Consider the following 20942-nt stretch of genomic DNA (forward strand, 5'->3'; position numbering starts at 1 on the left):
GCTTCCGTGCTCAAGGACCTCGTCCAGGCCCTGGAACGTCTGCCGCCGGCACGACGGTGGTTGGTGGGGCTGAGCGGGGGGCTCGATTCCGTGGCCTTGTTGCACGGGCTGGCGCAACTGGACGCTCCGCCAGGCTCCCCTGGCTTGCGGGCGGTGCACGTGCATCATGGTCTTCATGCCCGTGCGGATGAGTGGGCCCGACAGTGCCAGGTGCTCTGTGATGCCCTGGAGGTGCCACTGGAAGTGGTGAACGTGGATGCCCGGCCCCGGCGGGGCCAGAGCCCCGAGGCAGCCGCCCGCCGGGCACGCTATGAGGCACTGGCCGACCGGATGGCCCCCGGTGACGCCCTGCTGACCGCCCATCACCGCCGCGATCAGGCGGAAACCCTGCTCCTTCAACTCCTGCGTGGCGCCGGCCCTGCCGGGCTCTCGGCCATGCCCCGCTGGCAGCCCTATGGTTCAGGCTGGCACGGTCGGCCTTTGCTGGACATGGATCGCTCCGTTCTCGAGGCCCATGCCCACCAGCATGACCTGGTCTGGGTGGAAGACGACAGTAATACCGACCTGGGGCTGGACCGCAATCTTCTGCGCCATGAGGTGATGCCCCAGCTGCGTCAGCGTTGGCCGGCCCTGGATACCACACTGGCCCGAGCCGCGGGCCTGCAGGCGGAGGCCCAGGAGCTTCTGGCGGAGCGCGCCCGGGAAGACCTGCAGGACCTGCGAGGGGAGGTGGCAGGCACCTTGTCGATTCCGGCGATCCGTGCCCTGCGCCGGCCCCGGCAACGCAACGCCGTGAGAGGCTGGTTGCAGGAGAAGGGGTTGCCGGTACCGAACCAGAATCGCCTGGAATCCCTGTTGCGCCAGATTCGGGATGCCAGTCCCGATACCCGGCTGCGGGTGAGCTGGCCCGGGGCAGAGGTGCGCGGGTATCGGGACAGTCTCCATGCCATGGCGCCATTGCCGCCGGTGGACCCTGGGCGGGTATGGTCATGGGATGGCACGACGGAACTTCACCTGCCCGAACTGGGGATGACCCTATCGGTAGAGGAAATGGCCCGCCTGCATGAACTGGACCCTACCCGCCTTGCATGGCCGCTGACGGTGCACCTGCGCCGGGGAGGCGAAACATGCCGTCTGCGCGGACAGACCCGAATCCTCAAGAAACTCTTCCAGGAGGCAGGCATCCCCCCATGGGAACGGGAACGCATTCCCCTGATATACGCCGGCGATCGTCTTGCCCTGGTGTGGGGCCTGTGGTGCTGTGATCTCCCGACCGGGGTGGTTGGCGGTGAAGCATCTGAGTGAATACCGGGACGCCGGAGCCGTGCGGCAGATGGCGGCGGCCATCGCCCGGGAGGTGGATGCGGCCCGGTATTATCGATTCATGGAGTTCTGCGGCGGCCATACCCACGCCATCGCCCGGGACGCCCTGGCCGGTCTGTTGCCGGAAAATCTGCAGTTTGTTCATGGTCCGGGGTGCCCGGTCTGCGTGCTCCCTGGCGAACGCGTGGATCTGGCCATCGCCCTGGCGCAACGCCCGGAGGTGATCCTGTGCACCTATGCCGATACCCTGAGAGTGCCCGGCTCCGGTGGCCACACCTTGCTTCGGGCTCGAGCCCAGGGAGCGGATGTGCGCATGGTGTATGCCACCACCGATGCCCTGCAGGTGGCCCGGGACCATCCGGATCGACAGGTGGTCTTTTTCGCCATCGGTTTCGAGACCACGGCCCCGGCCACGGCAGTGGCACTGTTGCAGGCCCGTGATGAGGCCCTGGGCAATTTCTCTGCCTGCTGCAACCATGTGCTGACACCCCCTGCGATGCGCGCCGTGCTGAGCGGCGATCAGGAGAGTGCGCCAGCGCGGGTGAATGGCGTGATCGGTCCATCACATGTATCGGCCATCATCGGCCTGGAACCCTACACCTTCGTGGCTCATGAACTGCAAACGCCTCTGGTGGTGGCCGGGTTCGAGCCCCTGGATGTGCTGCAGGCGGTGCTCATGCTGGTACGTCAGACCCATGCGGGTCGGTGCGAGGTGGAAAACCAGTACACTCGGGTGGTGTCTCCTCAGGGGAATCCCAAGGCCCGTGCACTGATGGACCAGGTGTTCCTGCCCCGGCCCAGCTTTGCATGGCGGGGCTTGGGGCGATTGCCGCACAGCGCCCTGGGTATTGCAGATGACTTTGCGGATCTGGATGCCGAGCGGCGCTTTCCCGTGCAGGTGGTCCCGGTGGAGGATCATCCCGCTTGTCAGTGCGCTGCCGTCCTGCGTGGGCAGATGGAGCCCCGGGCGTGTCGGGTGTTTGGTCGTGGCTGCACTCCGGAGAGTCCGCTGGGCGCGTGCATGGTGTCCTCGGAGGGGGCTTGCGCGGCGGCCTATCGATATGGCTGAGAACACCATCACCCTGGCCCACGGCAGTGGCGGGCGCGCCATGAGCCAGTTGATTGAGGATCTGTTTCGGTGCGCCTTTGACAATCCCTGGCTCAACCAGGGCAATGACTGTGCCGTAATGGACTCCCCGCCGGGCCGCCTGGTGATGGCTACCGATAGTCACGTGATCACGCCACTGTTCTTCCCCGGTGGCGACATTGGTAGCCTGGCCGTGCACGGCACCCTGAACGACGTGGCCATGAGTGGTGGCAAACCCATCTCCCTGTCGGTCGCCTTCATCCTGGAGGAGGGGTTTCCCCTGGCGGATCTGGAACGCATCGTCCGCTCCATGGCCGATGCGGCCCGGCAGGCGGGCGTGCCCGTGGTGACCGGGGACACCAAGGTGGTGCCGCGAGGGCAGGCGGATGGGGTGTATATCACCACCACCGGGCTGGGCCGGGTTTCCGAGGGCGTGAACATCGCCGGAAGCCGTGCCCGCCCGGGGGACGCCATCCTGGTGAGCGGCACCCTGGGGGATCATGGGGTGGCCATCCTGTCCCTGCGGGAAAACCTGCAGTTCCAGACAACCCTGGAATCGGATACCGCTGCCTTGCACGAATTGGTGGCGTCCATGCTGGCGGCCGTGCCGGATATTCATTGCCTGCGGGACCCTACGCGGGGCGGGCTGTCCTGCTGCCTGTACGAGCTGGCGCAGCAGTCGGGCGTGGGCATGATCATCGAGGAGGCGCAGCTACCGGTTCGGGAGGCCGTGGCCGGCGCCTGCGAACTACTGGGCCTGGACCCCCTCAATGTGGCCAATGAGGGCAAACTGGTAGCCATCTGTCCCGGACACCAGGCTCAGGCCTTGCTGGCTGCCCTGCATCATCACCCGCTGGGCCGGGAGGCGGCCATCATCGGCCAGGTGGTGGAGGACGCGCATGGGCTGGTTCGCCTGAAGACCCGCTATGGGGGGATGCGCCATGTGGAATGGCTGGCCGGCGAGGCCCTGCCGCGGATCTGCTGAAAACAGAATGCCTTCAAGGCCGGTGAGGCTGTGCCAGATAGTCCTCGGATTGCATCTCCAGCAGCCGGCTCACGCAGCGCTGGTACTCGAAGCGTAGCCGCTGGCCCTGATACAGCGCCTCGGGGCGCGCTTCGGCGGCGATGATGAGGTTCACCTTGCGGTCGTAGAACTCATCCACCAGCGCCAGGAATCGCCGGGCGGCATCGTCCATGGTGTTGTCCATGACCGGCATATCGGCGATCAGCACCGAATGGAACTCCCGGGCGATCTCCACGTAGTCCACCTGACTGCGCGGCCCTTCGCACAGATCGGCGAAGCGAAACCACACCACACCGTCGGCGCAGCGCTGAACCGGGATCTTGCGACCCTCCACCTTGATATTGCGGCAATCGTGTGGCGCATCGGGGGCCAGGGTGTCGAAGGTGCTGATCAGTCGCTCGCGAGACGCCTCGTCAGACGGTGTGTGATAAATCCGGGCCTGTTGCAGGCTGCGCAGCCGATAGTCCACATCCCCATCCAGATGGAACACCTCCAGGTTTCTCTTGATCAGCCCGATGGCGGGCAGGAACAGGTCCCGTTGCAGACCATCCTTGTAAAGCTCATCCGGTGGCAGGTTGGAAGTGGTCACCAGGCAGACGCCATTGTCCATCAGTCCCGCCAGCAGACGGTGCAGCAAGACCGCATCAGTGATGTCGGAGACGAAAAACTCATCCAGGCACAACAGACGGGCGCGGGCCATGCGTTTGGCGACAATGGCGATGGGGTCGCTCTGGTCCTTGAGTCCGCCAAGTTCGGCATGCACCTTCTGCATGAAGCGGTGAAAATGCAGCCGGGTCTTGTCCTCGATGGGCAGTTCATCGAAGAAGCGATCCACCAGGTAGGTCTTGCCACGACCCACATCCCCCCATAGATACAGGCCGCGCACCGGTTCTTGCACATCACCACGCCCCAGCAGGCGGGCCAGCGGACCGGGCCGCTTCGGTCGGGGCGCCGCCTCCAGGTCATCCGAGATGCGTCGCAAGCGCGCCAGGGCCTGTTCCTGAGCGGGATCCAGCTGGATTTCAGTTGGGTGTTCGGGTTGCACGCGACCGTGATGGGGCATGAGAACGGCTCTGTGATGACAGCGCTACGGCACTGCAGCATAGCATAGACACCCGTACACCCAACCCCGCGAATCCCGTGGAAAAGGACTGGTCAGGGGCCTATCCGGGGTTTAGCATTGCGACTATCCGTTTCGTTATCTGGTGAATGAGAGCTGTGATCCATGAATAAAGCCCCGGAAACCGACCTCCACGCCCTGCTTGACCAGCCCATGCCCGATCGTGACGGGCACTTCGGGCCCTATGGGGGGCAGGCCGTACCCCCCCAGTTGAAGGCCATCATGGATTCCATCGCCGAGGCCTATCTCGCCATCCGCGAGACCCAGGCTTATCAGGACGAACTGGCCGAGTTGTACACCCACTACGTCGGTCGCCCCAGCCCCATCTACCTGGCCCGGCGGCTGAGTGAGCACTGTGGTGGCCATGCCGAAATCTATCTCAAGCGGGAGGATCTGAATCATACGGGCGCCCACAAGATCAACCATGCCCTTGGGGAGGCCCTGCTGGCCAAGCACATGGGCAAGACCAAGGTGATCGCCGAGACGGGGGCGGGACAGCACGGTGTGGCCATGGCCACGGCCTGTGCCCTGGTGGGGCTGCCCTGCGAGATCCACATGGGTGAGATCGATATCGCCAAGGAACACCCCAACGTGGTCAAGATGAAGATCCTCGGGGCCACCCTGATCAGCGTGGATCGTGGCACACGTACCCTGAAGGATGCCGTGGATAGCGCCTTCGAGGAATACATGAAGGACCCGGACAACTTCTTCTATGCCATTGGCTCCGTGGTTGGCCCCCATCCCTTCCCCATGATGGTGCGGGACTTCCAGTCGGTGGTGGGGCGCGAGGCGCGTGAGCAGTTTCTCGCCATGAAGGGGGAACTCCCGGATTACGTGGTGGCCTGCGTCGGGGGCGGCTCCAATGCCATGGGGCTGTTCACGGCCTTCCTGCATGATCTGGACGTGAAGATGGTGGGCGTGGAGCCTTCCGGTCGGGGTCTTGGCCTGGGTGAACATGCTGCCACGCTGACCTATGGCAAACCTGGCACCATGCACGGATTCCATTCCTACATGCTGCAGGACGATGAAGGTCAGCCTCAGCCCGTGTATTCCATTGCCTCCGGCCTGGACTACCCCTCCGTGGGTCCTCAGCACAGCTACCTGAAGGATATTGGCCGGGCCGAGTACCATGCCATGGATGATGAGGCCTGCCTGAAGGCCTTCATGGATCTTTCCCGCTTTGAAGGCATCATCCCCGCCCTGGAATCCTCCCATGCCCTGGCCTGGGCCATGCAGGCCGCACGCGAGGCAGAGCCCGGCACGCGCATCCTGGTCAACCTCTCGGGGCGTGGTGACAAGGACGCTGACTTCGTCGCCGACAAGCTCGCCCTTTAAGCTCGTGCCGAACCCCTCTCCCTTCACGGGAGGGGGCAGCTGATCCTTTCCGGAACCACCGCCATCGGCGCGCTGTCTTCATCCTGTGGCCAGGGAAGGCCCGCATTGCCTGCCACCGAGGAGACCATGATGAAGACCCTGACCCTCTCCCGCCTGCCCTCGCCGGACAATCCCGCGCTCATCCTGCTGCCCTGGCTGGCTGCCCTGGCTGCGGTGATCGCGGCATTGACGCTGGGCGATCCTGCGGCCCACCTGGCCGGTGAGACCGACACCTCGGGCCTGCTGCGCGGTTTTGCCATGCTCAAGGGGGTGATCACACTGGTGGCCCTGCTGCTGCTTTCCTGGCGCCTGCTATGGCCGGTGCCCCGTTTTCTGCTGGTGGGGTATGTCCTGGCCATTGTGTCCATGGCGGGCGCGGCTGCCATGGTCTGGCAACTGTCCTATCTGGGCCTGGTCTCCATTTTCTTCCATGGCGGGCTGATCCTCCTCCTTCTGATGGCCTGGAAGGATTCGTCAGCCCATTGACTCCGCGCACGGGGTTGCCCTCGACCATCAGGCCACACCCAGCCACTGGACCAACTGGTAGTAAAGGGGAATCCCCACAATCACGTTGACCGGGAAGGTGAGCCCCAGGGCGGCCAGCATGGCCAGGCCGATATTGGCCTTGGGAATCGCGGCGCGAATGGCTGCCGGCGCCGCAATATAGGAGGCGCTGGCGGTCAGGGCCGTGAGAATCAGCACCGAGCCCGCCGGCAGGCCCAGCACAATGCCCATGCCCATGCCCATGGCAGCCAGCACGAATGGCGCAAACACGGCAAAGCACAACAGACGCCAGTGGTGCCAGGGGATGGGGCGCAGGGTCTCGGCGGCCGTCAGGCCCATTTCCAGGAGGAACAGGGCCAGAACCACCTTGAAGGCATTGGTCAGCAGGTCGGTGACCGCCGCGCCGTCCTGGGGACCATAGAGCAGACCGATGATCACGCCACCCACCAGCAGGATCACTCCGCGGTTGGTCAGGGTCTCATGCCAGATGCTGGGCGTGGCCGCACCTTTCTTCGCGCCGCTAAAACGGCGATACAGAAAGATGGCCACCATGATGGCCGGCAATTCCATCATCACCAGGTACAGGGTCACCTCGGGACTGATGGTGAGTTGCAGCCCTTCGGCATAGGCCAGGGCCACAGCGAAGGTGCCCGCGCTCACGGAACCGTAGTGGGCGGCCATGCTGGCGCTGTCGGCAGTGGACAGACAGACCACCCGCATCAGTAGAGGCATGAGTATCAATGGAATCAGTGCCCCCAGCAGGGCCACCGCCAGTAGATCCTGGATGACCGACAGGCTGATGTTGCCGTGCAGGGCCATTCCCCCCTTCAGGCCGATGGTCAGCATCAGCAGAAGGCTGAGGGTGTCGTAGGCGGCCTTGGGAATGGTCAGGTCTGATTTTAGCAGCCCGGCCACCAGGCCGAGCAGGAAGAACATGACGACAATATCAGGCATGGGCATGGAAGCAGTTGGCAAGTAGGGGCGGATTTTGAAGCGAAAAGCCCCTGGATGCCAGTACCTGGGGCTTGAGTAGCCCTCGGCCTGGTGGCACTCTCCTGTCATGACACTTTACACGCGCATCATGATCATTCCATGGGTTGCCCTGGCGTTGAGCTGGCTGGTACTGGCCCCGGTGCAGGCGCAGACCATCATCCTTCAGGAAGGGGAATCCTGGGAGCGGGGTGGCGTGCAGGTCTGGTGTGGGCCACCCCCTTCCAGCGTGCGCCCCATCGTGATCACGGAGTGCCAGTTCTGGGACGATTTCGACCGCACCTGCCTGTTCGAGCGCCGAATTCATCGGGTCGGCAGCCAGGCGTGTGTCGAGGAATGCCAGCACTGGGATGATTTTTCGAGCACCTGCAACTTCGAAACCCGCTGCGATTTCCACCCCGATCAAGGCGTGTTCGTGCACACTCGCTGTGAGCAATTCGACGACTTTTCCAGGACTTGCGAGCGAGAGCAAGCCCGTATTCTGCGCTGATGAAGGCCGTTTTCCCCGTTTTGTTGTGAAGGCCCCCTAAAGAATCCATCCAGGCCGCCGATACCGTCTCCATACCCCCCAGTGCAGGAGTGTGCCGCCGTGGCCATCGATAATAGTTCCTTCCCGGTCTCACTCAAGACCCCCGATTTCCGTCCCGGCGCCAGGGGCGCGGGACAAGGCCTGGCCGCGGGTGACAATGGATCGGCCCGCAGCCTGAATGCATTGCAGAACAAGATCCTGGAGAATCTGGCCAGGCAGATTCCCGGGCAGAGTGCGAGCAGCATGAAACGCCTGGATGCCAATGACTTCACCCCCGAGAAGGTGGCCGAGCGCATCGCCGGTTTCGTGGAGCTGGGGCTGGCCAATGCCCGTGCCCGGGGGGCATCCGAAGAACAACTGGAGAATCTCAGGCAACAGGCCACCCGCGGCGTCGAGCAGGGCTTCAAGGAGGCCCGTGAGATCCTGGGTGGTCTCAATCTACTCGATGGAAAGATCAAGGCGGACGTGGACGAGACCGAACGACTCACCTTCGACGCCCTTGAAAACCTCAAGCTCGCCCCTCAGGATCGGGACCTGGCCGGCGTGACCCGCCTCTCCATGATGGAGCGCTATCAACGGGCAGAGAGCCTGGAGTTGAACATCACCACCCAGTCCGGGGCCCAGGTGAGCATCCAGTTCCAGAGCGCCCAGGACACGCGTGTTCAGGCCGAGGCCCGCATGGAAGGCGGAGAGTCACGGGGGTGGCTGGATGTCAGTCGCTCCGAGCAGAGCGGCTACCGGTTCTCCGTGCAGGGCGACCTGAATCCCGACGAGCTCCAGGCCATCGAGAACCTGGTGCGGGATGTGGGCCAGTTGGCGGACGAATTCTTCAACGGAGATGTGCAGCGGGCCTTCGAGATGCTTCCCGACCTGCGTTTCGACACCAGCCAGCTGCAGTCCATGGACCTGAACATGACCCGCACCGAGACCTACAAGATGGCTCAAAGCTATGAGCAGACCCGACAGATGGAGTCGCCGGAGCAGTCCATGCCGGGACGTCGCATCGGTCAGTTGATGGAAGCCATGCAGGAGCGGTTCAACCAGCCTTCGCTTCAGTTCCTGGCCAATCCCATGGACGATGGTGGGCTGATCATGAAGACACTGGTGGAACAGGATACCCGCTTCAAGGAAGCCGCCACCGAGCAACAAGAGCGGTTCCAGGAGAACATGGCGCGGCTGCTGGACGCAGTACGTCAGTAGCATGAGGGCCCGCAGCGGGGAATATTCCGGTCACTCCACGGTCATAATTCCAGGTAACCACCCCTGGAGCTCCGGTGACCCCGCTAACCCATCATGAAATCCTCACCCTGGTTGGCCCCTTTGCCCGCGATGAATGGCGGGTGGATCTGGCGGCCACCGATCGCCAGAACCGGTGCGTGGTGTTCGAGCCGCGCACCCATGACAACCCCGAAGATCCTTCGAGCCTCTCGCTCACCGAACACCTGCAACTGGAAAACCCGGCCCGTGGCCGATTCTTTCTGCGGCGCACGCTGACCGAAGCATCGGGCCTGAGCGCCACACTGGAAGTCACCGGTGAAGACCCGGCCTCGGTGTACGCCCAGTGCGCACATGTGCCGCCACATGACCACTTTCGGCACCAGGCCGGCACGTTGGCGGCCATCAGTTACGCCCTGGAATATCGCCGCCCTGCACCTAATGCCGAGCCGGGCTGGAGGCGGCGTTTCACCCTGGGCGAGGCCTGCGTGCGCGGGCGACGCCTGCAGTTTGATGCCCGCACCGTCCCGGGTCTGCCGGCCAAGCTGACCCTGGACTGGCACCCCCGGGGGGATATCCATCTTCCCGGTGACCTGCTGGCAGTGCAGGGCTGGGCGTGGCGCCCGCTGCAACTCATGCCCGGCGGCTGGAAGGCCACCGTGAAGCTGTCCCGACGGGAGCCGGAGCGTTCACAAGAGGCCGAGGAGCGCTTTCTGGCCACCGTGGCACATCTGGAACAGACCCTGTCCCAACCCCCCGCGCGCTTTCATGAACGCTTCAAGTGGCAGCGCTGGCGGGTGGTCTTTCAGCGCAGCCTGGCCATACAGGGGATGCTGGCCATCCTGTCGGCCATCCCCATCCTGTACTGGGGCGATTTCGGGCAGGATGGTCAGGTGCCCCTGTGGACCACCGGTGTGCCACCCGTGATGCTGCTGGCCATCTTCCTGAGCTGGTCCCGCGAGGTGCCGGTGATGGAGATCCCGCCGCTGCCCAAACCGCTGCTGGCCAACGCCTGGGAGCAGGGTCCAACGACTGAAGGAGTTTCAGACTGATGCAGGGCAATCCCATGAACATCCCGGCGGTGTCCATTGCCGCTGCCAAGCAGGCACTGATCGAGCAATACGCGGATCCGGTGCTGCGGCTTCGTGCCTCCATGCTCTGGGGCACCCGCGGGGTGGGCAAATCCTCCATCATCGCCCAGGTGGCTGAGCACTACAGGGTGCCCCTGGTGGACCTGCGCTTGACCACCATCGAGCCGGTGGACATCCGCGGTGCCATCTATGCCGACGAGGAACAATCCCGTACGGTCTGGTTTCCCCCGGAATTCCTGCCCGGGCCGGATCAGCCCGAGGGCATCCTGTTCCTGGATGAACTCACCGCCGCCGATCAGCGCCTGCAGATCTCCGCCTATTCCCTCATCCTGGATCGTCGCGTGGGGCACTACCGTTTGCCTGATGGCTGGCAGGTGGTGGCAGCAGGAAATGCCCGCTTTCACGGGGCAGTGAGTCACGACATGGGCACCGCCCTGGCCGATCGCATGTTCCACTTCAACGTGCAGACAGCCATCGACGCCTTCCTGGAACACGCCCTGGAGCGTGGCTTTGCCCCGGAGGTGATGGCCTACCTGAAGGTGCGGGCCGACAAGCTGGATGACACCCAGACCCAGCTCGCCAATGATTATCTGATCGGCGCAAGCCCGCGGGGCTGGGAGGATATCTCCAACGTGCTGCACTCGGATATCTCCGACACGGCCAAGCGTCTGTTCGTCCAGGGTCGCATCGGGTCCGCCAATGCCGCAGAGTTCTTCGGGGTGTTGCGGGAGATCCAGTCGGGCGTGGATGTGACCCGGCTACTGGCAGCAGATGCGGGGCCGGAAACCGCGGACCTGCTGCCGCGCTCCCTGGATGGCCTGTACGGCATGATCTATGGCCTGCTGGCCGCCGTGGAGGATGCCACAGCCATGAACCGCGCCCTGGAGATCATCGAGCAGTATCCGGATATCCGCGCCGATGTGGCCTTGCCCATTCGTGAAGCCCAGACCCTCACCATGGAACTGCTGCTGCAAAAGGGCCTGGCCCGGGGGCTGGAGAACACCATCCTGGCCAGCCCGGCCTATGAGCGCTACATGGCCCAGCGGGAACAAGGGGCATGAAGGGCTACGACGACCCGGTTCATGCTGGCCACCGGGGGACCCGAGCGGTGCAGACCATGGTGGAGTACGCCCCGTCCACGGGGGGGCTGGCCCTGTGGATGCAACACCAGGACGTGGACGAACTCCCGGAGTCGGTCAGGGCGGCCAATGATGGTCAGACCATCTATTACGGACCCGGCTTCGGGGATCTGCCCTTGCCGCGCCAGGTGGGCCTGGTGGCACACCAGGTGCTGCACGTGGCCCTGCGCCATGCCCAACGCCGGGAGGAACTCAGACGCCTGGTGGGGGATGTGGATGCCCAGCTCTACAATATTTGCGCCGATGCCATCGTCAATACCAGCCTGAGTCATCTGGACTGGCTGGAGCTGCCCCGGGATGCGGTGACCCTGGAGCGCCTGCTGCGGGAGACCCTCGACACGCGCTACGGGCCCGAACAGGCCCTGCTGGAATGGGATGTGGAGCGGCTCTATCGTCAGGTGGACGATCGCCGCAAGGGGCGGGAATCCGGGCGCGGCGAGGGCGGCGATCAGGGGGGATCGGTAGGGGAGGGCAGCGAGGATGCCCGCGACGGCGCGCAGGACAAGCCCGGGCCGAGGCAGGATGGCCCCCGGGCCGAACGGGCGCGACGTCTGGATGGGGCAGAGTCCCGGGATCTGCTTCCCAGTGATGAGGATGTGAGCCGACCCGAGGCCGCAGCGGAGCAGAGTCGGGAGTGGGCCGAGCGCATCAGCCGTGCCCATGCCGGGGACGGTGCCTTCTCCATGATTCGCTCCCTGCTCGCGGATCTGCCCCGAGTGCGGGTGCCCTGGGAGCAGGTGCTGCGCACCCAGTTGACCCGTGGTCTGACCCGGAATCCCGAGTTGTCCTGGTCCCGCCCATCGCGCTCTTACCTGGCCAATCGGGGGCGTACGGCGGGTGGGCGTCGCATGCCTTGGGAACCCGGTATGGTGGGTTCCCGTGCCGTCCCCCGGCTGGTCCTGGTGGTGGATGTCTCGGGTTCCATTGATGAGGGTCTGCTGGGGCGCTTTGCCACCGAGATCGAGGCCATCACGCGTCGCACCGAGGCCAATCTGATCCTGGTGATCGGGGACCTGGTCGTACGCTCGGTGCAGCGCTTCGAGCCTGGGGTGTCCTCATTGCGGGATCTGGTCTTCGAGGGAGGCGCAGGCACTGACTTCACGCCCCTGCTCAAGGAGGCGGATCGGCAACAACCGGACATGGGGGTGGTGCTTACCGACCTTCAGGGACCGGCCCATTACCGCCCGGACTGGCCGGTGCTCTGGGCCGTGCCTCCCGAGCATGAATCCACCCCGGCGCCGTTTGGTCGCAAGCTGGTGCTGGTGGACTGAGGCGGTCCTTCCCTTCCCCTCACCCCAACCCCTCTCCCCCAAGGGGAGAGGGGCTTGTCACTTTCATCATCGGGGGTGCGTCACCACCGTGATGGATGAGCGTCAGGGCATCAGCCGCTGGATCTCCCAGGTCTCGTATTGCAGCCGGTACTGAAACCGGTCGTGCAGTCGGTTGTCCCTTCCCTGCCAGAATTCGAAGGTGTCCGGTACCAGTCGGTACCCGCCCCAGGTCTCGGGGCGGCGCACATCCCCATGGGGGTGGCGTAGCTGCACCCGTTCCAGACGTTGCTCCAGGGCCTCCCGGTTTTTCACTGGGCTGCTTTGCTCCGAGGCGGCCGCGGCCAGCTGGCTGCCCCGTGGGCGGGACCGGAAATAATCATCCGCATCCTTTGCGGGCAAGCGTTCCACGTAGCCTTCCACACGGATCTGACGTTCCAGCCCGGCCCAGTAAAACAGCAGGGCGGCCATCGGGTTCTCCGCCAGTTGCCGACCCTTCAGGCTGCGAGCATCGGAATACCAGCACAGCCCCCGATCATCCACATGCTTGAGCAGCACCGCCCGGGCCGAGGGGCGGCCCTTGGCATCCGCCGTGGCCAGCACCATGGCAGTGGCGTCGGGTTCGCTTTCGGCGTCCTTGAGCCAGTCGGCCAGTTGTTCGAAGGGGTCCAGGGCCAGATCGGCACGGCGCAGGCTCGCACGTTGATACGATCGGCGGGTCTGACGATGGTCAATGGGCGACATGGGCCGTCAACTCCTGCACTGTTGGAGGATCTGTTCAGCGGCGATGGTGCCGGACAGGATGGTCGGGGGGACGCCCGGTCCCGGTACCGTGAGCTGGCCAGCGTAATAGAGATTATCCAGCTTGCGGCTCTTCAGTCTGGGTTTGAGCATGGCCGTTTGCATCAGAGTGTTGGCCAGACCATAGGCATTACCCTTGAAGGCATGATAGTCGTGGATGAAATCCTTGTGGGCGTAGGATCGGCAGAACACCACATGATCGCGAATGGACTGGCCGGTGATGGCTTCCAGCCGGTCCAGGATCAGGTTCTGGTAATGGCGTCGCGTCTCGGGGGTGTCCTCCAGGCCAGCGGCCACCGGGATGAGAACCATGAGATTCTCCTGACCCTCCGGGGCCACCGAGGGGTCGGTCTGCGAGGTGGCGCTCACGTACAGGGCCGGTTCGGTGGGCCAGGTGGGGTTTTCATAGATTTGCGCCGCATGGGCCTCGAAATCGGCGTCAAACAACAGGGTGTGGTGCGGCAGCCCCTCCAGTTTCTTGTCCACACCCATGTAGAAGATGATGGAGGAGGGCGACATGACCCGTTTGTCCCAGTAGCTGGGTGAATACATACGATCCGCTTCGGGGAGCAGATCCTGTTCCACATGATGATAGTCCCCGGCGCCGATCAGATAGTCGGCCTCGAAGCGCCCCTGGTCCGTGTTCACGGCCACGACCTTGCCATCCCGGGTTTCAATGCCGCTGGCCTCGGTGCCGAACTGGAATCGGACCCCCATTTCCTCGGCCAGTTGATGCATGCCCTTGACCAGTTCATGCATCCCGCCCATGGGATACCAGGTGCCCAGCTTGAGATCGCCATAGTTCATCATGCTGTACAGGGCCGGTGTGGTGCGGCCCGTGCCCCCCAGGAACAGGATGGGAAACTCCAGCATGCGGTGCAGGCGCGGGCTCTTGAAGTAACGGGTGATATGGCTGCGGTAGGAGCGCAGCAGATGCATGGAGAAGAGATAGCGCAACAGCCGCAACTGGGCAAATTCCATGAAGGAAAGGCAGGGTTTATTGGCAAACTCGCCGATGCCGACAGTGTATTTCACCTCGGCCTCGTCCAGGAATCGTTCCAGCTGAAAACCGGCACCCGGCTCGATGCTCTCGAACAACTCAACGGTCTGTTTCACATCCGCCGGGATCTCCACATAGTCATCCTTGCCGAAGTAGATCCGGTAGGACGGGTCCAGGCGTTTGAGTTCAAAGTAGTCAGAACTCTTGCGCCCGAATTCGGCGAAGAACCCATCGATGACATCGGGCATCCAGTACCAGCTCGGCCCCATGTCGAAGGTGAACCCCTGGGCGGAGAACTGCCGCCCCCGGCCGCCGGGGATGTCATGGCGCTCGATGACGGTGACATCCATGCCCTCGCGGGCCAAGGTGGCAGCGGCGGCGAGCCCGGCAAAGCCGGCACCGATGATGACGATCTTGTTTTTCTTCATGATTTCTTCGGGAAATGACGGTGAATGGGTACGCTACTCCGGCGGCCCGTGGCTGGCAAGGTGTACCGCCCCGCGCCCCTCCATGAAAACCCGCCCATGGGACCCGGGCCATGGGTGGGTTATGATTGCCCCCTCATTTTGTTCAAGTAATGGCTCCCCATGACTTCCATATCCTCTCGTATTGCCCAGGAACTGGGCGTTCAGGCCAGCCAGGTCAACGCTGCCGTGGAACTGCTGGATGGTGGCTCCACCGTGCCGTTCGTGGCCCGCTATCGCAAGGAGGCCACTGGCGGCCTGGACGACACGCAGTTGCGTAACCTGGAGGAGCGACTGATCTATCTGCGGGAGCTGGAGGGTCGTCGTCAGGTGGTGCTCAAGGCCATCGAGGAACAGGGCAAGCTCACCGACACCTTGCGAGAGGCCATCGAGACCGCCGAGACCAAAACCCGTCTTGAGGACCTCTACCGGCCCTACATGAAAAAGCGCCGCACCAAGGCGCAGATTGCCCGGGAAAATGGTCTGGAGCCCTTGCTGGATAGCCTGCTGCAGGATCCGGCCCAGTCACCGGAGGCGGTGGCGGCGGGGTTCACCACCGAGGAGATCACCGTGGAGGCGGCCCTGGAGGGAGCCGGGCACATCTTCATGGAGCGCATTGCCGAGGATGCCGACCTCATTGAAGAGATGCGCAAGTTCGGCTGGGAGCATGGCTACATGGTCAGCCGTGTGGTGGAAGGCAAGGAACAGGCCGGTGCCCGTTTCCGTGACTATTTCGATCATGTGGAGCCCCTGTGCAAGGTGCCTTCCCACCGGGCCCTGGCCATGTTCCGTGGGCAGGCCGAGGAGGTGCTGCGCCTGGAAGTGGCCTGGAGCCAGGCCCAGGCCCGGGGTGAGAAGGAAGAGGCCGGCGCCTCCCCCGGCGAGCGTGCCGTGGTGCGACGCTTCGGCCTCTCGGACCAGGGGCGTCCCGCTGATACCTGGCTGGCGCGGCATGCCCGCCTGGCCTGGCGGGCCAAGCTTTCCATCCATCTGGATGTGGCCCTCAAGCGACGCTTGCGGGAACTGGCCGAGGAGGAGGCCATCCGGGTCTTCGGGGCCAACCTGGAGGACGTGCTGCTGGCAGCGCCGGCGGGCTCGCGGGTCACCATGGGCCTGGATCCGGGGGTGCGCACCGGTGTGAAGGTGGCCGTGGTGGATGCCGGGGGGGCGGTACTGGACACCGCCACCGTCTATCCCTTTGCGCCGAAGAACCAGGTGGACGCTGCCCTGCACGCCCTGGAAACCCTGGTCAAGCATCATCAGGTGGACTTGATTGCCATCGGCAACGGCACCCATTCCCGGGAGACGGATGCCCTGGCGGCCGAGCTCCTGCGGCGCCTGAACCGGCCCGGGCTGAACAAGGTCATGGTGTCCGAGGCCGGTGCCTCCGTCTACTCGGCCTCGGAGCGGGCCTCCCGTGAACTGCCGGATCTGGACGTCTCCTTGCGGGGCGCCGTATCCATTGCCCGGCGGTTGCAGGACCCGCTGGCGGAACTGGTGAAGATCGAGCCCAAGGCCATCGGTGTGGGCCAGTATCAGCACGACGTGAATCAGAGCCAACTGGCCCGCAAGCTGGATGCCGTGGTGGAGGACTGCGTGAACGCCGTGGGCGTGGACGTGAACACCGCCTCGGTGCCCCTGCTGGCCCGGGTGTCCGGTCTGGGTCCCACGCTGGCGGAGAACATCGTGGTGCATCGCACGGAGAACGGGGCCTTCAGGAACCGAACGGCACTCAAGGCCATCCCCCGCCTGGGGGCGAAGGCCTTTGAGCAGGCGGCAGGATTTCTGCGCGTGCCTTCCGGGGACAACCCGCTGGATGCCTCGGCGGTACACCCTGAGGCCTATCCCGTGGTCAAGCGCATCATGGCCGAAACCAAGCGAGACGTGAGCCAGTTGATCGGGGACGAGGCCTTCCTCAAGACCCTGGACCCCCGGGCGTTCACCGATGAAGCCTTTGGTGAACCCACGGTGCGGGACATCCTCGCTGAATTGGCCAAGCCGGGCCGAGATCCCAGACCCGAGTTCCGCACGGCCGCCTTCCGCGAGGGGGTGGACAAGCTGGAGGACCTGGAGCCGGGGATGGTACTGGAGGGTACGGTCACCAATGTGGCCAACTTTGGAGCCTTTGTGGATGTGGGTGTGCACCAGGATGGCCTTGTGCACATCTCCGCGCTGGCCGAGACCTTCGTCAAGGACCCTCGGGACGTGGTGCGGGCGGGCGATGTGGTCAAGGTGAAGGTCATGGAGGTGGATCCGGAGCGTCGTCGCATCGGCCTGAGCATGCGACTGGGGGATGAACCGGGGCAGGAGAGTCGCGGCGGTCGCAAGCCGCCTCGGGACCAGAAGGCCCCCCATGCCGGCCGCAACGGCAAGGGGGCACCGCCCAAGGTTCGGGCGAGCGGCAAGCCCCGCGAGCCCGAACCTGAGGGTGCCCTGGCCGCCGCCTTGAAAGCGGCCCAGGGCAAAGGCTGAGGGCCGGCCTCCGGGGCCGATGTCATGCACGAGATGTCCCTGGCCCGTGAGGTGCTTCGCATCCTTGAAACCCAGGCCCGTTTGCAGAAATTTTCCCGGGTCCACGCGGTCACACTCTCTGTGGGCCTATTGGCTGCAGTGGATCCGCATGCCCTGCGTTTTGCCCTGAAGGCGGTGACTCGGGGAACGCTTGCCGAGGGGGCGGAAGTGCATATCGAGCCCTCTGTGGCCAACGGGTGTTGCCGACACTGCGGACACTGCTTCAACATGGATTCCTGGCTGACCCCTTGCCCTCGTTGCGGTGGCCCTGCGCGGGCCGAGAACGGTCAGGAGATGCAGGTCAAGGATCTGCAGGTCAGTGATTAGGGCCGGGTAGGCGGTCACGGGATGCGGAGGAAAAGATCATGTGCACGGTTTGCGGTTGTGGTGACGATGAACACGGGCACGAGCATCATGGCAAGAACACCCGCCAGGTGTCCGTTGAAACGGACCTGCTGGCACAGAACGACGCCCATGCTCAGAACAACCGGGCCTGGTTCGAGCGCGAACGGGTACTGGCCCTGAACCTGGTCTCAAGCCCCGGGTCGGGCAAGACCAGCCTGTTGACCGCGACCATCGAGCGTTTGAGGGATCGCCTGCCGCTGGCGGTCATCGAAGGGGACCAACAAACCAGTCGCGATGCCGTACGTATCCGCCAGGCCGGCGTGCCCGCCGTGCAGATCAATACCGGCAAGGGCTGCCACCTGGATGCCCATCGGGTGGGGCATGCCTGTGAAGACCTGGAGCCACCCAAGGGCGGCATTCTTTTCATCGAAAACGTGGGCAACCTGGTCTGCCCGGCGGCCTTTGATCTGGGTGAGGCCTTCAGGGTCGTGGTCCTCTCGGTCACGGAGGGGGATGACAAGCCCTTCAAGTATCCGGACATGTTTCAAACCTCCCGGGTGATGATCGTGAACAAGCTGGACCTGCTCCCCCATGTGGACTTCGACCTGGACGCCTGCATTGAACAGGCGCGTCGGCTCAATCCAGAGATGGAGGTATTCCAGCTCTCGGCCCGCACGGGGCAGGGGATGGAGGCCTGGGTGCAGTGGCTGGAGGATCGGTGTTCAGGCCCGGGGGATGTGTCGGAGGGGCAGGAGCTGGAGGCCCTGCGCCAGCGTGTGGCCGAACTGGAGTCCCGTCTGCAGCAGGCGGGACTGATGAAGTCCTGAGGACACTCCGTGACCCAGGGCCCGGTTCGCCTGCATCTATGTATCCAGGGGTGTGTTCAGGGAGTGGGGTTCAGGCCTCATGTTCATCGTCTGGCTCAGTCCCTGGAACTGACGGGTTGGGTGCGTAACCAGGCGGACGGCGTTGAGGTGGAGTTGCAAGGGAATGCGCTGTCGCTGGATGTCTTTATCTCCGCTCTGCCAAAGGGGCTGCCCCCTCTGGCGAGACTGGATCACCTGGTACGCTCAAACCGGGTGCCATTGGATGGAGAATCCGGGTTCGTGATCCAGCCGAGCCAGACGGGCGGCGTTCACTTTGGCCCGATGGCGGATGGGGCGATGTGTCCGCAGTGCCTGCGGGAAATGTTCGACCCCCATGATCGTCGCTACCGCCACGCTTTCACCCATTGCACCCACTGCGGCCCCCGTTACACGATGCTGGATGCACTTCCCTACGATCGGGCCCGCACCAGCATGCAGGTTTTCACACCCTGCGCAGCCTGCCAAGCTGAATACGAAGACCCCGCTGATCGACGCTTCCATGCCCAGGCCAATGCCTGCCCCGACTGTGGTCCCCGCCTGGCGCTGTTGAACCCGTATGGCCAGCCGGTTGAAGCGGATGATCCCGTGGCCGAGGCGGCGGCGTGGCTTGCCGAGGGGCGCATCCTGGCACTCAAGGGAGTGGGTGGATATCAACTGCTGTGCAATGCCCGTGATGCCGCCGCCGTGGCCAGGTTGCGGGCGCGCAAGCATCGCGGTGAACAGCCTCTGGGCGTGATGGTGGTCAATACGGCTTCTCTGGACGGCCTTGCCCGAGTGGAGCCACCACAAAGAGCATGGCTGGAGGACTGGACCCGCCCACTGGTGTTGCTTGAACAGACCACGGACACGGAGACGGCGCTGCCGGGTGTGGCCCCCCATCTACCCTGGCTGGCGGCCATGCTGCCCTGCGCCCCGGTGCACTACCTGCTATTTCACGCCCTGGCGGGGCAGCCGCCCGGGACGGCATGGTTACAGCAACCCCAGCCCGTTGTGCTGGTTTGCACGTCGGGTAATCTTCATGGCGAGCCCTTGTTCATCGACGATGCTCAGGCGCTGGAGGGTCTGGCATCGGTGGCTGATGGCTTTCTGGTCCATGACCGGGTCATTCGCCAGCGCTGCGATGACAGCGTGTTACGTGTGACAGACGGAGGGATCACGATGATTCGCCGGGCCAGAGGCTTGAGTCCTGCGCCGATTACCCTGCCTCGTGAGGGTCCCACCGCCCTGGCCACCGGGGCGCTGTTGAAGAACACCCTGTGCATCACCCGGGGCCACCAGGCCCTGATGTCCCCCCATGTGGGGGATCTGGATCACGACGGGACCTGCCGGGCATTGGAGACACTGGCCCAATGGTGGCTGGAACGGCTGGACGAAACGCCCGCTGTGGTGGCCTGCGACATGCACCCGGACTTTTACAGCACTCGTCTGGCCTCGCGCCTGGCGGCTGAGTGGTCGGTGCCCTTGCTGGCGGTACAGCATCATCATGCCCATCTCGCAGCGGTACAGGCCGAGCATGGCCTCGAGCGGCCGATACTTGGCCTGGCCATCGATGGCTATGGTCTGGGGACGGACGGAGGCGCCTGGGGAGGAGAGTTGATGCTGCTGGAGGGCCAGGACTTCCAGCGGGTGGGCCACCTGCGGTCTCTGGCCCTCCCGGGCGGTGACCGGGCAGCAGTGGAACCCTGGCGAATGGCGGCGGCGGTCCTGCATGCCCTGGGCCGAGGCGAGGAGATCCCTGAGCGTTTCGCTCGATATCCCCAGGCCCAGGGTGTGGAGATGCTGCTGTCGTGCGGTAGTCTCTGTCCACGCACCACCAGCCTGGGTCGGTTATTCGATGCGGCTGCGGGTCTGTTGGGGGTGGTGGATTTCAATGGCTATGAAGGCGAAGCGGCCATGCGACTGGAGGGATTGGCTACTCGCCATGGCCCGGCAGAGGCGCTTCCTGGGGGTTGGGAGCTGGATCGGGACGTGCTGGATTTCTGGCCGCTGCTGGCTTGTCTGGCCGGAGGGCGGCTTTCGACAGCCGAGGCGGCTGCTGTCTTTCATGCCACGGTGGCCCGAGGCCTGGCCGAGTGGACCCTCAGCCGGGCCCGGCACCTGGGACTGGAGGAAGTGGTGGTGTCGGGCGGCTGCTGTCTGAATCAGATCCTGATGCGGGACTTGCGACGTCTTCTCGCCGGCGCCGGGTTGCGTGTCTACGAGCCCCGTCGGTTACCACCCAATGATGGCGGGCTGAGCCTGGGGCAGGCCTGGGTGGCCCTGCAAGCGGTGCGCGGTTGATCAATCCGGGA

At 64.4% G+C, this 20942-nt stretch carries 18 protein-coding genes; 14 read left to right on the forward strand and 4 right to left on the reverse strand.

Annotation, left to right across the window (positions count from 1 at the left end; genetic code table 11):
• The first annotated feature begins 6 nt into the window (after positions 1-6).
• Genes tilS through hypE form a run of 3 tightly spaced genes read left to right on the forward strand, consistent with a single transcriptional unit; the run spans position 7 to position 3395 of the window.
• Positions 7-1305 carry a tRNA lysidine(34) synthetase TilS gene (tilS, locus tag ECTHA_RS16370; RefSeq protein WP_025281092.1) on the forward strand — a complete coding sequence of 433 codons (1299 nt, stop codon included), beginning with the start codon at positions 7-9 and terminating at the stop codon, positions 1303-1305.
• Positions 1289-2392: a hydrogenase formation protein HypD gene (gene hypD / locus ECTHA_RS0100540; protein WP_025281093.1), complete on the forward strand. Its 1104-nt coding sequence runs from the start codon at positions 1289-1291 to the stop codon at positions 2390-2392. Before tilS ends, hypD begins: the two co-directional genes overlap by 17 nt.
• Complete coding sequence (gene hypE / locus ECTHA_RS0100545; protein WP_025281094.1) at positions 2385-3395, forward strand: hydrogenase expression/formation protein HypE; 1011 nt, start codon at positions 2385-2387, stop codon at positions 3393-3395. The genes hypD and hypE overlap by 8 nt, the downstream gene beginning before the upstream one ends.
• 13 nt (positions 3396-3408) lie before the next feature.
• Here hypE and zapE read toward each other — a convergent pair whose 3' ends face one another.
• A complete protein-coding gene (zapE, locus tag ECTHA_RS0100550; protein ID WP_025281095.1) occupies positions 3409-4497 on the reverse strand; it encodes a cell division protein ZapE in 1089 nt (362 codons plus the stop codon).
• A 162-nt stretch (positions 4498-4659) separates the two neighbouring features.
• Here zapE and trpB point away from each other — a divergent pair, with 162 nt between their 5' ends.
• Entirely contained in the window at positions 4660-5889 is a 1230-nt protein-coding gene (gene trpB, locus ECTHA_RS0100555; protein WP_025281096.1) for a tryptophan synthase subunit beta, read from the forward strand.
• A 126-nt stretch (positions 5890-6015) separates the two neighbouring features.
• On the forward strand, positions 6016-6414 hold the full coding sequence (locus ECTHA_RS0100560) for a hypothetical protein (RefSeq protein WP_128571865.1): 399 nt from the start codon (positions 6016-6018) through the stop codon (positions 6412-6414).
• Positions 6415-6441: 27 nt separating this feature from the next.
• Here ECTHA_RS0100560 and ECTHA_RS0100565 read toward each other — a convergent pair whose 3' ends face one another.
• Positions 6442-7386: a sodium-dependent bicarbonate transport family permease gene (locus ECTHA_RS0100565; protein WP_025281098.1), complete on the reverse strand. Its 945-nt coding sequence runs from the start codon at positions 7384-7386 to the stop codon at positions 6442-6444.
• 106 nt (positions 7387-7492) lie between these two features.
• Between ECTHA_RS0100565 and ECTHA_RS0100570 the strand changes: the two genes are divergently transcribed.
• The 5 genes from ECTHA_RS0100570 to ECTHA_RS0100590 all read left to right on the forward strand — a co-directional run bounded on the left by ECTHA_RS0100570 (position 7493) and on the right by ECTHA_RS0100590 (position 12667).
• The gene (locus ECTHA_RS0100570) at positions 7493-7912 is read left to right on the forward strand and encodes a hypothetical protein (RefSeq protein ID WP_025281099.1); all 420 of its coding nucleotides are present in this window, start codon (positions 7493-7495) and stop codon (positions 7910-7912) included.
• A gap of 99 nt (positions 7913-8011) precedes the next feature.
• On the forward strand, positions 8012-9151 hold the full coding sequence (locus tag ECTHA_RS0100575) for a DUF5610 domain-containing protein (protein ID WP_025281100.1): 1140 nt from the start codon (positions 8012-8014) through the stop codon (positions 9149-9151).
• Between the two features lie 74 nt (positions 9152-9225).
• On the forward strand, positions 9226-10218 hold the full coding sequence (locus tag ECTHA_RS16375; RefSeq protein ID WP_025281101.1) for a hypothetical protein: 993 nt from the start codon (positions 9226-9228) through the stop codon (positions 10216-10218).
• On the forward strand, positions 10218-11318 hold the full coding sequence (locus ECTHA_RS0100585; protein ID WP_025281102.1) for a hypothetical protein: 1101 nt from the start codon (positions 10218-10220) through the stop codon (positions 11316-11318). The genes ECTHA_RS16375 and ECTHA_RS0100585 overlap by 1 nt, the downstream gene beginning before the upstream one ends.
• Positions 11315-12667, forward strand: a complete 1353-nt coding sequence (locus ECTHA_RS0100590) for a vWA domain-containing protein (protein WP_025281103.1) — start codon at positions 11315-11317, stop codon at positions 12665-12667. Before ECTHA_RS0100585 ends, ECTHA_RS0100590 begins: the two co-directional genes overlap by 4 nt.
• Before the next feature lie 102 nt (positions 12668-12769).
• Here ECTHA_RS0100590 and pdxH read toward each other — a convergent pair whose 3' ends face one another.
• Both pdxH and ECTHA_RS0100600 read right to left on the reverse strand, forming a co-directional pair.
• Positions 12770-13408, reverse strand: a complete 639-nt coding sequence (gene pdxH / locus ECTHA_RS0100595) for a pyridoxamine 5'-phosphate oxidase (RefSeq protein WP_025281104.1) — start codon at positions 13406-13408, stop codon at positions 12770-12772.
• Positions 13409-13414: 6 nt separating this feature from the next.
• Complete coding sequence (locus ECTHA_RS0100600) at positions 13415-14893, reverse strand: phytoene desaturase family protein (RefSeq protein ID WP_025281105.1); 1479 nt, start codon at positions 14891-14893, stop codon at positions 13415-13417.
• A gap of 159 nt (positions 14894-15052) precedes the next feature.
• Here ECTHA_RS0100600 and ECTHA_RS0100605 point away from each other — a divergent pair, with 159 nt between their 5' ends.
• The 4 genes from ECTHA_RS0100605 to hypF are packed head-to-tail and all read left to right on the forward strand — an operon-like array spanning position 15053 to position 20931.
• Complete coding sequence (locus tag ECTHA_RS0100605) at positions 15053-17401, forward strand: Tex family protein (protein ID WP_025281106.1); 2349 nt, start codon at positions 15053-15055, stop codon at positions 17399-17401.
• A 24-nt stretch (positions 17402-17425) separates the two neighbouring features.
• Positions 17426-17767 carry a hydrogenase maturation nickel metallochaperone HypA gene (gene hypA / locus ECTHA_RS0100610; RefSeq protein ID WP_025281107.1) on the forward strand — a complete coding sequence of 114 codons (342 nt, stop codon included), beginning with the start codon at positions 17426-17428 and terminating at the stop codon, positions 17765-17767.
• 38 nt (positions 17768-17805) lie between these two features.
• Entirely contained in the window at positions 17806-18612 is an 807-nt protein-coding gene (hypB, locus tag ECTHA_RS0100615) for a hydrogenase nickel incorporation protein HypB (protein ID WP_025281108.1), read from the forward strand.
• Between the two features lie 9 nt (positions 18613-18621).
• Positions 18622-20931: a carbamoyltransferase HypF gene (hypF, locus tag ECTHA_RS0100620; protein WP_025281109.1), complete on the forward strand. Its 2310-nt coding sequence runs from the start codon at positions 18622-18624 to the stop codon at positions 20929-20931.
• Positions 20932-20942 lie beyond the last annotated feature (11 nt).

This window comes from Ectothiorhodospira haloalkaliphila ATCC 51935 (assembly GCF_000633935.1).
GTDB classification, from domain to species: domain Bacteria; phylum Pseudomonadota; class Gammaproteobacteria; order Ectothiorhodospirales; family Ectothiorhodospiraceae; genus Ectothiorhodospira; species Ectothiorhodospira haloalkaliphila.

Excerpts from the sequence above, each read along its gene's own strand:
- hypE (WP_025281094.1), top strand. The coding sequence starts at position 2,385 with ATGGCTGAGAACACCATCACCCTGGCCCACGGCAGTGGCGGGCGCGCC.
- zapE (WP_025281095.1), bottom strand. The coding sequence starts at position 4,497 with ATGCCCCATCACGGTCGCGTGCAACCCGAACACCCAACTGAAATCCAG.
- trpB (WP_025281096.1), top strand. The coding sequence starts at position 4,660 with ATGAATAAAGCCCCGGAAACCGACCTCCACGCCCTGCTTGACCAGCCC.
- ECTHA_RS0100560 (WP_128571865.1), top strand. The coding sequence starts at position 6,016 with ATGATGAAGACCCTGACCCTCTCCCGCCTGCCCTCGCCGGACAATCCC.
- ECTHA_RS0100565 (WP_025281098.1), bottom strand. The coding sequence starts at position 7,386 with ATGCCTGATATTGTCGTCATGTTCTTCCTGCTCGGCCTGGTGGCCGGG.
- ECTHA_RS0100570 (WP_025281099.1), top strand. The coding sequence starts at position 7,493 with ATGACACTTTACACGCGCATCATGATCATTCCATGGGTTGCCCTGGCG.
- ECTHA_RS0100585 (WP_025281102.1), top strand. The coding sequence starts at position 10,218 with ATGCAGGGCAATCCCATGAACATCCCGGCGGTGTCCATTGCCGCTGCC.
- ECTHA_RS0100590 (WP_025281103.1), top strand. The coding sequence starts at position 11,315 with ATGAAGGGCTACGACGACCCGGTTCATGCTGGCCACCGGGGGACCCGA.
- pdxH (WP_025281104.1), bottom strand. The coding sequence starts at position 13,408 with ATGTCGCCCATTGACCATCGTCAGACCCGCCGATCGTATCAACGTGCG.
- ECTHA_RS0100600 (WP_025281105.1), bottom strand. The coding sequence starts at position 14,893 with ATGAAGAAAAACAAGATCGTCATCATCGGTGCCGGCTTTGCCGGGCTC.
- ECTHA_RS0100605 (WP_025281106.1), top strand. The coding sequence starts at position 15,053 with ATGACTTCCATATCCTCTCGTATTGCCCAGGAACTGGGCGTTCAGGCC.
- hypA (WP_025281107.1), top strand. The coding sequence starts at position 17,426 with ATGCACGAGATGTCCCTGGCCCGTGAGGTGCTTCGCATCCTTGAAACC.
- hypB (WP_025281108.1), top strand. The coding sequence starts at position 17,806 with ATGTGCACGGTTTGCGGTTGTGGTGACGATGAACACGGGCACGAGCAT.